General features: G+C 63.4%; 8 protein-coding genes and 2 tRNA genes. 7 read left to right on the top strand and 3 right to left on the bottom strand.

The window, feature by feature from the left end; genetic code table 11:
* Window positions 1-65 precede the first annotated feature (65 nt).
* Together CAF92_RS12230 and CAF92_RS12225 are read left to right on the top strand one after the other, a co-directional pair.
* Entirely contained in the window at window positions 66-1781 is a 1716-nt protein-coding gene (locus CAF92_RS12230) for a proline--tRNA ligase (RefSeq protein WP_046616209.1), read from the top strand.
* A 20-nt stretch (window positions 1782-1801) separates the two neighbouring features.
* Window positions 1802-2755: a lipoprotein gene (locus tag CAF92_RS12225; RefSeq protein ID WP_046616210.1), complete on the top strand. Its 954-nt coding sequence runs from the start codon at window positions 1802-1804 to the stop codon at window positions 2753-2755.
* Window positions 2756-2782: 27 nt separating this feature from the next.
* On the opposite strand, the gene dinB is transcribed toward CAF92_RS12225, so the two are convergent.
* On the bottom strand, window positions 2783-3841 hold the full coding sequence (gene dinB / locus CAF92_RS12220; protein ID WP_178081787.1) for a DNA polymerase IV: 1059 nt from the start codon (window positions 3839-3841) through the stop codon (window positions 2783-2785).
* A 220-nt stretch (window positions 3842-4061) separates the two neighbouring features.
* Here dinB and CAF92_RS12210 point away from each other — a divergent pair.
* The 4 genes from CAF92_RS12210 (at window position 4062) to CAF92_RS12195 (ending at window position 8543) form a co-directional block, all read left to right on the top strand.
* Window positions 4062-4138 (top strand) — tRNA-Met (locus tag CAF92_RS12210).
* Window positions 4139-4272: 134 nt separating this feature from the next.
* Window positions 4273-4349: transfer RNA gene (locus tag CAF92_RS12205), tRNA-Met, on the top strand.
* 259 nt (window positions 4350-4608) lie between these two features.
* On the top strand, window positions 4609-7251 hold the full coding sequence (gene mprF / locus CAF92_RS12200; RefSeq protein ID WP_085600988.1) for a bifunctional lysylphosphatidylglycerol flippase/synthetase MprF: 2643 nt from the start codon (window positions 4609-4611) through the stop codon (window positions 7249-7251).
* Entirely contained in the window at window positions 7251-8543 is a 1293-nt protein-coding gene (locus CAF92_RS12195) for a virulence factor family protein (protein ID WP_085600987.1), read from the top strand. Before mprF ends, CAF92_RS12195 begins: the two co-directional genes overlap by 1 nt.
* Before the next feature lie 64 nt (window positions 8544-8607).
* Here the strand turns inward: CAF92_RS12195 and CAF92_RS12190 are convergent, their stop codons facing one another.
* A complete protein-coding gene (locus CAF92_RS12190; RefSeq protein WP_085600986.1) occupies window positions 8608-10518 on the bottom strand; it encodes a potassium transporter Kup in 1911 nt (636 codons plus the stop codon).
* A 235-nt stretch (window positions 10519-10753) separates the two neighbouring features.
* On the opposite strand from CAF92_RS12190, the gene rimO reads away from it, so the two are divergent.
* Window positions 10754-12085, top strand: coding sequence for a 30S ribosomal protein S12 methylthiotransferase RimO (gene rimO, locus CAF92_RS12185; protein WP_085600985.1), 1332 nt, complete (start codon window positions 10754-10756; stop codon window positions 12083-12085).
* A gap of 71 nt (window positions 12086-12156) precedes the next feature.
* Here the strand turns inward: rimO and CAF92_RS12180 are convergent, their stop codons facing one another.
* A complete protein-coding gene (locus CAF92_RS12180) occupies window positions 12157-12906 on the bottom strand; it encodes a hypothetical protein (RefSeq protein ID WP_085600984.1) in 750 nt (249 codons plus the stop codon).
* Window positions 12907-12928: the final 22 nt, after the last annotated feature.

Raw genomic sequence — 12928 nt, 5'->3', positions numbered from 1 at the left:
CCTTCGTTTCGCCCCCGTACAATGCGGGGTCATTTCAATGTCTTAGGCAATCGACACGGCTCACCATGCGCACCAGTCAATATTTGCTCGCCACCCAGAAAGAAACCCCTGCCGACGCAGTGGTCATCAGCCATCAGCTCATGCTGCGTGCCGGCATGATCCGCAAACTGGCCTCCGGCCTGTACACCTGGCTGCCGATGGGCTTGCGGGTGATGCGCAAGGTCGAGGCCGTGGTGCGTGAGGAAATGAACGCCGCCGGCGCCCTGGAAGTGCTGATGCCCAGCATCCAGCCCGCCGAGCTGTGGCAGGAATCCGGCCGCTGGGAACAGTACGGCCCCGAGCTGCTGCGCCTGAAGGACCGCCACCAGCGCGACTTCTGCGTTGGCCCGACCCACGAAGAAGTCATCACCGACCTGGCCCGCAACGAGCTGTCCAGCTATAAACAGCTGCCGCTCAACATGTACCAGATCCAGACCAAGTTCCGTGACGAGATCCGCCCGCGCTTCGGCCTGATGCGCGGCCGCGAGTTCATCATGAAGGACGCCTACTCGTTCCATGCCGACCAGGCTTCCCTGCAGGAAACCTACGACCGCATGCACCAGGCGTACAGCAACGTGTTCACCCGCCTGGGCCTGGACTTCCGCCCAGTGCAAGCCGACACCGGTTCCATCGGTGGCAGCTATTCGCACGAATTCCACGTACTGGCCGAGTCCGGCGAAGACGACGTGATCTTCAGCGACAGCTCCGACTACGCCGCCAACATCGAGAAGGCCGAGGCCATCCCGCGTGAAACCGTGCGCCCGGCTCCTACCGAGGAGCTGCGCCTGGTCGACACGCCGAACGCCAAGACCATCGCCCAACTGGTGGAAAACTTCGGCCTGCCGATCGAGAAAACCGTCAAGACCCTGATCGTGCGCGGTGCCGAGGAAGGCAAGCTGGTCGCCCTGATCGTACGGGGCGACCACGAACTGAACGAAATCAAGGCGGCCAAGCTGGAACAGGTTGCCGACCCGCTGGTCATGGCTACCGATGCCGAACTGCGCGAGGCCATCGGTGCCGGCGCCGGCTCGCTCGGCCCGCTGAACCTGCCGCTGGAAATCGTCATTGACCGCTCGGTTGCCCTGATGAGCGACTTCGGCATTGGCGCCAACATCGACGACAAGCACTACTTCGGCGTGAACTGGGAGCGCGACCTGCCGGTTCCACAGGTCGCCGACCTGCGAAACGTGGTCGAAGGCGACCCGAGCCCGGACGGCCAGGGCACCCTGGTGATCAAGCGCGGTATCGAAGTGGGCCACATCTTCCAGCTCGGCACCAAGTACAGCGAGGCACTGAAGTGCCAGGTACTGGGCGAGAACGGCAAACCGGTAACCCTTTCCATGGGCTGCTACGGCATCGGTGTGTCCCGCGTGGTCGCCGCTGCCATCGAGCAGAGCTATGACGACAAGGGCATCATCTGGAACGACGCCCTGGCCCCGTTCCAGATCGCCCTGGTACCGCTGCGCTACGAAACCGAGGTGGTTCGCGAGGCGACCGACAAGCTGTACGCCGAACTGACTGCTGCCGGTTACGAAGTGCTGCTGGACGACCGTGACAAGAAGACCAGCCCAGGCATCAAGTTTGCCGACATGGAGCTGATCGGCATCCCGCACCGCATCGTTGTCAGCGATCGCGGCCTGGCCGAAGGCAACCTGGAGTACAAGCACCGCACCGAGCAGGATGCCCAGGCGTTGCCGCTCAATGAAGTGCTGACCTTCCTGCAGGCCCGCGTTCGCCGCTGATAACCAATGCACGAGTGATCATGTTCAAGCGAAGTACCTTTCCCCTGGGGGGCGCCGCACTGTGCGGCGCCCTGCTCGTCAGCGGCTGCGCCAACCAGATGTCCCAGCGCAGCGACCATGAGGAGCGCGTCGAGCGCAAACTGCTCGAGCACACCCTGCAGATCGATGTCGGCGAGCCGAAGGTGATGGAGCTTCCGCAACGACGTGTGCGCGTGCATGAGCAGAAACGCTTCGAAGTCACCGAGTACGAAGTCACCCGCAGCTATGACCGCTACACGCCTTACCAACCCTGGCGGGAGATCTACGAGATCCCGCTGGGTGCGGTGGCCGTGGTGGCGGGCGTGGGTGCCAACGTGGTCAATGTCTTCGCCCTGGGCAACCTGCCGGAAAGCATCACCCACGACTGGCTCAGCTACGGCGTGGACGGGCTCAACCCGTTCATGAACGTGCCGTCCAACGGCCGTGCCCAGCAGAACCTGGCCGGGATCAGCGAAGTGCAGAAAGGCAAGCGCGAGGAATCTACCAGCGTGCCCTGGAGCGAGCGCCTGGTCGAGGTCAAGGCCGGCAAGATGACTCACGAGCTGACCACCGACAGGAACGGCGTGCTGCGCCTGAACCTGCTCGACAGCCCGTTCTCCGAGCAGAACCTCAACCACATCGGTACCCTGCATCTGCAGGTGCTGGACGAGGACAACGCGGTACGTGGCAATGCCAGCCTGCTGGTCAGTGCCACCCTGCGCAGCAAGCTGCTCGAAGCCCATGAACTGATATTCGATGACCTCGAAGATGACGATGTCGGCCAATGGGTACACCGGGTCAAGCGCTTGTCCGAACTGGGCCTGGAAGAGGAAGCCAGTGAAATGGAACAGAGCCTGATCGAACTGACGCGCAACGACCCGGAGTTGCAGCAGGAGTTTCTGCAGTCGCTGACCAAGGCCACTGGCCGGCTGGTGGCCGACCCAGGCGCGCAGTAACACGTTGGGGCTGCTTTGCGGCCCCTTTCATTTAGGCGGGAACAGCTCCAGCTGCTCATGCGCCCCGCGCAAGTCGCGCAACCTCACGCCTACACCCAGCAAGCGCACCGGCTTGCCACCACGGGCAAACGCCTGCCCCAGCAATTGTCGATAACTCTCCAGGTCCCTGCCCGCCCCCGCCTGCTCCATGGTGGTCTGGCTGAAGTCATGGAACTTGACCTTGACGAAGGGTTTTTCCGGCCGGTAACTGCTGTCCATGCGGGCGATACGCTCGTTGAGGCTTTCCAGCAGCTCGGGCAGCCGTGCCAGGCAACTGGCCAGGTCCGGCAGGTCGGTGTCGTAGGTGTTTTCCACGCTGACCGACTGCCGGCGGCTATCATTGTGCACAGCACGCTCATCGATACCCCGCGCCAGCCCCCACAAACGCTCGCCAAAGCTGCCGAACTCGCGCACCAGCGCCAGGCGCGACCATTCGCGCAGGTCCAGGCAGGTCTCGATACCCAACCGCGCCAGCTTGTCTGCCGTTACCTTGCCCACCCCATGCAACCTGGCTACCGGAAGGGCGGCGACGAATGCCTCCACGTCGCCCGGGGTAATCACGAACAGGCCATTGGGCTTGCGCCAGTCACTGGCGATCTTGGCCAGGAACTTGTTCGGCGCCACACCGGCCGAGACAGTGATATGCAGGGTGCGTGCGACCCGGCGACGGATATCCTCGGCAATGCGCGTGGCGCTGCCCGAGTACCACTGGCTGTCGCTCACATCCAGGTAGGCCTCGTCCAGCGACAGTGGCTCGATCAGCTCGGTGTAGTCGCGGAAGATCGTGTGGATTTCCCGCGAGGCCTCACGGTAGGCCTCGAAGCGCGGCTTGACGATAAGCAGGTCCGGGCACAGCTTCAGCGCGTGCCGCGACGACATGGCCGAACGCACGCCATAGGCACGCGCTTCATAGTTGCAGGTGGCGATCACCCCACGGTGGTCGGCCGAGCCCCCCACCGCCATGGGCCGCCCGGCCAGGCGCGGGTCGTCGCGCATCTCGATCGCGGCATAAAAGCAATCGCAGTCGACGTGGATGATCTTGCGCAAGGACATGAATGACCGTCAGCACTGTAAATTCATACAGATAGTATCGCATGCGCCTTCGGGGTATGCAGCCTGTGCGCGGCACTGGTCGATAATCGGCCTGAAAGCCCCGTCGCGCCTGAGCTGCGCGCCATATTCAAACGCTAAGAGTTTGAACAGGAAAGGTTTTTTCAGAAAAAAGCTTGACACTCACGGGTAAATCCGTAGAATTCGATCTCACAGGCGCGGGATGGAGCAGCCTGGTAGCTCGTCGGGCTCATAACCCGAAGGTCGTCGGTTCAAATCCGGCTCCCGCAACCAGATTCGAGAAAAGGCCACTGTTCACACAGTGGCCTTTTTCTTTTGCATCAAATAATGCGCTGAAAGAAATTTCAAAAAAATCAACGACTAGCGCTTGACATCCATTCTGGAAACTGTAGAATTCGCCCCACTGACGCGGGATGGAGCAGCCTGGTAGCTCGTCGGGCTCATAACCCGAAGGTCGTCGGTTCAAATCCGGCTCCCGCAACCATATTCGTCAGAACGAACCCCGCCTGTGTAACAGCAGCGCGGGGTTTGTTGCTTTTCCCCTCCCGACTTTCGTCGTCCCCATTTCTCCGCCTTCAAGCCAACCTACAGGCTTGAAAGGTCGCTCCCAGGATGAACTATCTTTAACCCTGCCAAGTGGCTGAAAACGCTTGAGGCCGGAGTAACATTGGATACGTTCACCTAAGGGACTTTCACTTGGCCACACTTTTCCCTCACCTCGCGCTGCTAGGCCGGGGCAATCCATGACTTCCCACAACCCCGAACCACCGGTGCCGCTTGCCTCGGCGCTGCCCGGTGCTGTGCAACGCCTGCCCTTGCTGGAACGCTTGAGCCGCTACCGCCAGCCGATCGGCCTGGTAGTGACCCTGGTGTTGTTCACCATGGCCTTGATCGCCTGCCGCCACCTGTTGAGTGAATTGGACATCTATGCCTTGCACGATGCCATGCTCAGCGTACCGACCCAGTCGTTACTTGGCGCCTTGCTGGCTACCGTGCTCGGTTTCGTTGTCCTGCTGGGCTACGAGTGGTCGGCCAGCCGCTATGCCGGCGTGAAGCTGCCGGTGAGCAGCCTGGTGCTGGGCGGCTTCAGCGCCTTTGCCATCGGCAACGCCATCGGCCTGTCGATGCTTTCGGGCGGTTCGGTGCGCTACCGCCTGTATGCACGCCAGGGGGTTGGCGCAGGTGAAGTTGCACGGATGACCGTTTTTGCCAGCCTTTCACTGGGCTGCGCGCTGCCGCCCCTGGCCGCCTTGGCGACCTTGAGCGACCTGCCGGCGGCGTCTGCCGCACTGGGTTTGGCGCCTGGCTTGCTGGCGGGTGCCTCAATAGCCGTGCTGCTGGCATGCAGCGTGCTGGTGTTCGGGTTGTACCGCCGGCGCTTGGCTGAGCAACCACTGGCCAACAGCCTGCTGGTACAACTGGGCCGCCGCACGCTTCGCCTGCCGGGCGCACGCCTGGCCGCCCTGCAATTGCTGATCACCGCACTGGATGTCGCCGCTGCCGCCACCGTGCTGTATCTGCTGCTGCCCGAAGCACCACCGTTCGGTGCCTTTGTCCTGGTGTACCTGCTGGCCTTGGCTGCAGGTGTGCTCAGCCACGTACCGGGCGGCGTCGGGGTATTCGAAGCGATCCTGCTGGCGGCTTTTGCCGACCAACTCGGCGCGGCACCACTGGCAGCGGCCCTGCTGCTGTATCGGCTGATCTACGTGGTGCTGCCGCTGCTGCTGGCCTGCGTGCTGCTGCTGGCCAACGAGGCCCGACGGCTGCTGTTCGCGCAACAGGCAATCAAGGCCGCTTCCGGGCTGGCCGCGCCGATCCTGTCTATCCTGGTGTTCCTGTCCGGGGTGGTGCTGCTGTTCTCCGGGGCCACGCCCGAGATCGACACCCGCCTGGAGCACATGGGTTTCCTGGTGCCGCACCGCCTTATCGATGCCTCGCATTTCGGCGCCAGCCTGATCGGCGTGCTTTGCCTGCTGCTGGCCCAGGGCCTGCGCCGGCGCCTGTCCGCCGCCTGGCTGCTGACCACCGTGCTGTTGCTGGTCGGCGCCCTGCTGTCGCTGCTCAAGGGCTTCGATTGGGAAGAGGCCTGCCTGCTGACTTTCACTGCCGCCCTGCTCGCTCTGTTCCGCCGTTCCTTCTACCGCCCCAGCCGTTTGCTCGAGTTGCCGTTCTCGCCGGTGTTTCTGGTGGCCAGCGCCTGTGTGGTCGGCGCATCGGTGTGGTTGTTGCTGTTCGCCTACCAGGATGTGCCCTACAGCCATCAGCTGTGGTGGCAGTTCACCCTCGACGCCGATGCCCCGCGCGGCCTGCGCGCCGCCATGGGCAGCGCAGTGCTGCTGGCGGCTGTGGCCCTGACTTGGCTGCTGCGCACCGCACCACCGGTGATCCACCTGCCAGACGAAGAAGAGTTGCTGCGTGCCAACCGTATTCTGCTGGCCTCCGACCAGCCCGATGGCGGCCTGGCCCTGACCGGCGACAAGGCGCTGCTGTTCCACCCTCGCGACAACGCATTCCTGATGTACGCCCGTCGCGGTCGCAGCCTGGTAGCCCTGTACGACCCGATCGGCCCGGCCCAGGAGCGTGCCGAGATGATCTGGCAGTTCCGCGACCTGTGCGACCTGCACCATGCCCGCCCGGTGTTCTATCAGGTGCGGGCCGAGAACCTGCCGTTCTACATGGACATCGGCCTGACCGCACTGAAGCTGGGCGAAGAAGCCCGGGTCGACTTGCGCCGCTTCGACCTCGAAGCCAAGGGCAAGGAAATGAAGGACCTGCGCTACACCTGGAACCGCGGCGGCCGTGACGGCCTGAGCCTGGAAATTCACGAACCCGGGCATGCCCCGCTGGCAGAGCTGAAGGAAATCTCCGACGCCTGGCTTGGCGGCAAGAATGTGCGCGAGAAAGGCTTCTCGCTGGGGCGCTTCAGCCCTGAATATCTGCAGCACTTCCGCATTGCCCTGATCCGCTTCCAGGGCCGCCCGGTGGCTTTCGCCAACCTGCTGGAAACCCATGGCAACGAACTGGCCAGCCTCGACCTGATGCGTGCACACCCCGAGGCGCCGAAGCTGACCATGGAGTTCATGATGATCGGCCTGATCCTGCACTACAAAAGCCATGACTATGCCCGCTTCAGCCTGGGCATGGTGCCGCTTTCCGGCCTGCAGCCGCGGCGTGGCGCGCCCTTGACTCAGCGCCTTGGCTCGATGGTGTTCCGCCGTGGCGAGCAGTTGTACAACTTCCAGGGGCTTCGACGCTTCAAGGACAAGTTCCAACCGGACTGGGAACCCCGCTACATGGCCGTGCCGGCCGGGCTCGACCCGCTGGTGGCACTGGCCGACACCGCCGCCCTGATCGCAGGCGGCCTGACTGGATTGGTGAAACGTTGATGACCCGACGCTTTTGGCTGTACCTGGTGGTGCCCCTGCTTTTATCCGCCCTGGGAGGCGCGCTGGCGTTCTGGCTATGGACGCGCCCGGCACCCGAGGCGCACCTGGAACAACTGAACATCAATGACAACCACATCACCCGTGTGACCCCTGGGGTACACCCCAAGGTTCGAGTGGCCATCGGTGTACCCCAGGACCAGGCGCTGACCGACAGGCAACTGCTGGACCTGGCCCAGGCTGGCGAAGCGCAACTGGTGCAGGTGATCCTGCCGCCCAACGACTGCAGCAAGCAACAACAGGCCATGGACCAGGCCATGGGCCAGTTGCCAGAGAAACCGACCCTGGTCGCCGGTATCGGCCCTGGTGCCGCCCAGGCCTGGCGCTGGCTGGCCAGCCAGAACAACGACAAGGCGCGGGCAATTTCCGTGGACTTCAGCCTGGAACAACCCGGCTGCCAGGCAGCGCTGCCGAAGTCGGCCGCCCACGGCCACTGGAACGTCGCCTGGAACGACAACCCGGATGACGCCAGCGCCGCCTTCGTACGCGACCAGGCCAATGCCGAAACCAGTATCAGCGACTATGACATCCACCTGCCACAAGTGCTCAAGGCCCAGCTGACCCAGGCCCTGGTCGGCCACGACGGCAACGCCCTCGCCATCCCGGTGGTCGAGGTACCAGCCGGGCAGACCACCGACACGGTCACCCTGTTCCTTTCCGGTGACGGCGGCTGGCGGGACCTGGACCGTGACGTGGCCGGCGAAATGGCCAAGCTTGGCTACCCGGTGGTCGGCATTGATACGCTGCGCTACTACTGGCAGCACAAGACCCCGGAACAAAGCGCCGCCGACCTGTCCGAGCTGATGCAGCACTACCGGCAGAAGTGGGGCACCAAGCGCTTCGTGCTGACCGGCTATTCATTCGGTGCCGACGTGCTGCCGGCGATCTACAACCGCCTGCCGGCCGAGGACCAGCAACGTATCGACGCGGTGATGCTGCTGGCCTTTGCCCGCAGCGGCAGCTTCGAGATCGAAGTCGAAGGCTGGCTGGGCAAGGAAGGCCAGGAAGCGCCAACCGGGCCGGAAATGGCCAGGCTGCCTGCTTCCAAGGTGGTGTGCGTGTATGGTGTGGAAGAAACCGACGAGAGCGGTTGCACCGACAAGACTGCGGTGGGTGAACGCCTGAAGCTGCCGGGGGGGCACCACTTCGACGAAAACTACCCGGCACTGGCCAAGCGCTTGATTGGCGAGATCGAGACGCGCCAGGGCAAGTCGAGTGTGGCGGCACAGAACTGATAGCCTTGGGTAAACCCGCTCCTACAGGCTACGCGATCGATGTAGGAGCGGCCTTGGCGCAGGTTCAAATCTCGACCTGGGTCCCCAGCTCGATTACCCGGTTCAGCGGCAGGTTGAAGAAGCGCAAATTGCCGTTGGCATTCTTCAGCAGAAACGCGAACAGGTTGCCCCGCCAGCGCGACATGCCCTCCAGCCGTGAGGCGATCACGGTCTCGCGGCTGAGGAAGAAGGTGGTGCGCATCGGGCTGAAGTCCAGGTCTTCCAGGTGGCACAGCTTCAACGCCGCCGGCACGTCCGGTTCGTCCATGAAGCCGAAGTGCAGCAACACGCGGAAGAACCCGTCGCCATAGGCCTCCACTTCAAAGCGTTCCTGCTCCGGTACCCGTGGCCGGTCCTCGCTGACCACCGTCAACAGCACCACCTGGCTGTGCAGCACCTGGTTATGCAGCATGTTGTGCAACAGCGCATGGGGCACCGCATCGGAGCGCGCCGTCAGAAACACCGCAGTGCCTTCGACCCGGTGCGGCGGCTGAATGCGGATACTGCTGATGAACAGCTGCAGCGGCAGCGCGCCTTCGTCGATGCGCTCCATCAGGATCTGCTTGCCGCGCTTCCAGGTGCTCATCAACAGGAACAGCACAGCGCCGGCCAAGACCGGGAAGGCCCCGCCCTGGATGATCTTCGGCACGTTGGCGGCAAAGAACAGCCCATCCACAAACAGGAAACCCAGCAGGATCGGCACCGCCAGCACCGGTGGCCACTTCCACAGCAGCAACATCACCGCAGAGACCAGGAGGGTGGTCATCAGCATGGTACCGGTCACCGCCACGCCGTAGGCTGCCGCCAGGGCGCCGGACGACCCGAAGCCGATCACCAGCAGCACCACGCCAACCATCAGCGCCCAGTTCACCGCACCGATGTAGATCTGCCCCTGCTCGTCGCTTGAGGTGTGCTGGATCTGCATGCGTGGTATGTAGCCCAGCTGGATGGCCTGGCGGGTCAGGGAGAAGGCCCCCGAGATCACCGCCTGCGAGGCGATCACTGTGGCCATGGTGGCCAACGCGACCAACGGCAGCAGTGCCCAGCCCGGCGCCAGCAGGTAGAAGGGGTTACGTGCCGCCTCCGGGTTCTGCAGCAGTATCGCGCCCTGGCCAAAGTAGTTGAGCACCAGCGCCGGCAGCACCAGAAGGAACCAGGCGCGGGCGATCGGCTTGCGGCCAAAGTGGCCCATGTCGGCGTAAAGCGCCTCGGCACCGGTCAGCGCCAGCACCACCGCGCCGAGGATGGCCACACCCATGCCGGGGTGAACCACGAAGAAGTTCACCGCCCAGATCGGGTTGAATGCCTTGAGTACCTCCGGGCTCTGCGAGATGCCATGCACACCCAGCACGCCCAGCGCCACGAACCAGGTGACCATGATCGGGCCGAACAGCTTGCCGATCTTCTCGGTGCCGTGCTTCTGCACCAGGAACAGCGCCACCAGCACCACCAGCGAAATCGGCACCACCCAGTGGTCGATACCTTCGAAGGCCAGCCCCATGCCCTCAACCGCCGACAGCACCGACACCGCCGGGGTGATCATGCTGTCGCCATAGAACAGCGAAGCGCCGATCAACCCGCACACCACCATCAGCGTACGCAACCTCGGATAGGCCGCCGTCGCCCGCCGCGCCAGTGCAGTCAGTGCCATGGTGCCGCCCTCGCCCTGGTTGTCGGCGCGCAGGATGAACATCACGTACTTGAACGACACCACCCACAACAACGACCACAGGATCAGCGACAGGATCCCCAGCACGCCGTCATGGTTGACCGGTACTCCGTACCCGCCGCTGAAGACCTCCTTGAGGGTATACAACGGGCTGGTGCCGATATCGCCATAAACCACCCCGACCGCCGCCACGAGCAGGCTCACCGACCGCGTCGCGCCCTGCTTCCCCTCGTGCCCGCCCTCGGCGTGACTGCTTGCCTGAACCATCAACCACTCCCGCAGACGGCCTTGCACGGCCAGTAGAATTCCCCATGCGCCGGATGATACTGATACCCCCGACGCAATGGCGCGAAGCATAGCGCAGCGTTCGTCGCATTTCTGCTGGTCAAGCGACCCTGCGCTCGCTAGAATTGCGCACTTTTTGATCAGAGGCGCCAAAAGCGCCCGTCAAGATCGCCCCCGATTCCGGTCGGGCGACCTGCATTCAATACCGAGGTTAGTCATGTCCACCACGCCCGCCACCCCCAAGGTAGGTTTCGTAAGCCTGGGTTGCCCAAAAGCCCTGGTCGATTCCGAGCGCATCCTGACCCAGCTGCGCATGGAAGGCTATGAAGTCGTGCCCACCTACGAGGACGCCGACGTGGTGGTGGTCAACACCTGCGGCTTCATCGACAGCGCCAAGGCCGAGTCGCTGGAAGTGATCGGCGAAGCGATCAAGGAAAACGGCAAGGTCATCGTCACCGGCTGCATGGGTGTCGAGGAAGGCAGCATTCGTGACGTGCACCCGAGCGTGCTGTCGGTGACCGGCCCGCAGCAGTACGAGCAGGTGGTCAATGCCGTGCACGAAGTAGTGCCGCCACGCCAGGACCACAACCCGCTGATCGACCTGGTGCCGCCGCAAGGCGTCAAGCTGACCCCGCGCCACTATGCGTACCTGAAGATTTCCGAAGGCTGCAACCACAGCTGCAGCTTCTGCATCATCCCGTCGATGCGCGGCAAGCTGGTCAGCCGCCCGGTCGGCGAAGTGCTGAGCGAGGCCGAGCGCCTGGTCAAGGCCGGGGTCAAGGAAATCCTGGTGATTTCCCAGGACACCAGCGCCTACGGCGTCGACGTCAAGTACAAGACCGACTTCTGGAACGGCCGCCCGGTCAAGACCCGCATGCTCGAGCTGTGCGAAGCCCTGAGCAGCCTGGGTGCCTGGGTACGCCTGCACTACGTGTACCCGTACCCGAACGTCGACGACGTGATCCCGCTGATGGCCGCCGGCAAGATCCTGCCGTACCTGGACATCCCGTTCCAGCACGCCAGCCCGAAAGTGCTCAAGGCCATGAAGCGCCCGGCCTTCGAAGACCGCACCCTGGCACGTATCAAGAACTGGCGCGAGCAGTGCCCGGAGCTGGTGATTCGCTCCACCTTCATCGTCGGCTTCCCGGGCGAGACCGAAGAAGACTTCCAGTACCTGCTGGACTGGCTGACCGAAGCCCAGCTGGACCGCGTGGGCTGCTTCCAGTACTCGCCGGTGGAAGGCGCCCCAGCCAACGACCTGGGCCTGGAAGAAGTGCCGGACGACGTCAAGCAGGATCGCTGGGACCGCTTCATGGCCCACCAGCAGGCCATAAGCGCCGCCCGCCTGCAGCTGCGCATCGGCAAGGAAATCGACGTGCTGATCGATGAAGTGGAAGAGCAAGGTTCGGTTGGCCGCAGCTTCTTCGATGCCCCGGAAATCGACGGCAGCGTGTTCATCGATGGCGACCAAGGCTTCAAGCCGGGTGACAAGGTGCGTTGCCGCGTGGTGGATGCCGACGAATACGACATGTGGGCTGAACCCATCTAAGGCAGCTGCATACTGAAAAGCCCCTGCCCCGCCACTCCCCACAAGGAACTGCCGGGCCAGGGGCTTTTTCGTCAGAACGCGTGAAAAAGCATCAGGCCGCCTTCTGCATCCGGGCTGGCATCCGAGAAGCCTTTGACTGCATAGAGTTGCACTTTCCACTGCTGGTTGAGCTTGTGTGTCAGGAACAGGGTAAGTTCCTTGATCTGCGCGCCCGTCGAGACGACCTTCTGCCGCCAGTCATAGGAGGCACCCGCGGAAGTGCCTGCAGCCACGGGCATGGCGAAGCCGAGACTGGCAAATATCGGGTCGTCGAAATCGCTGTCGGGCGGATCGCCGAACTTCTTCCAGCCCAGGGTCGCGAAGCCGGTCACCGGGCCAAGGGCCTTGGCGATGTCTACCTGGCCGGTGTAGTCGTATTCACCGGTGCCCAGGCACTGGTCTTCATCGGCAGTGGGGAATTTGACCTTGCCGATCAGGTCCAGCATCAGGCCGCCGTCACTGCCATCGAGCAGGGCATAACCGGCGCTGGCAACCGTGTCCCCCAGCCCGCTTTCCACATCCCGGCAGCCACCGGGCAAGGGGTCACCATTCGGGCCCACTTCAGGGTTGGTGATGCGCAGCCAGGGCACTGTGACCTTGTAGGTCATTGGGCCGGTTTCATACTTGCCGACCACGGGGATGTACCAGATTTCCGAGGTTGTACCCGTGCCATAGTCGCCACTTGAATAGTCCATGCCTATTGCGGCGCTGAAGGTATCGCCCAGCACCGACGCGCTGGCGCAACACAGCAAACAGGCAAAAAGAGGGAGCGTGGGTTTCATCTGCACCTCGATATCCCCGGAC

Origin of the sequence: Pseudomonas sp. B10(2017) (genome assembly GCF_002113295.1) — a bacterium.
Classification (GTDB): domain Bacteria; phylum Pseudomonadota; class Gammaproteobacteria; order Pseudomonadales; family Pseudomonadaceae; genus Aquipseudomonas; species Aquipseudomonas pudica.
Note: the sequence above shows the minus strand (reverse complement) of the source record. Positions and strands in the feature narration are given on the sequence as shown.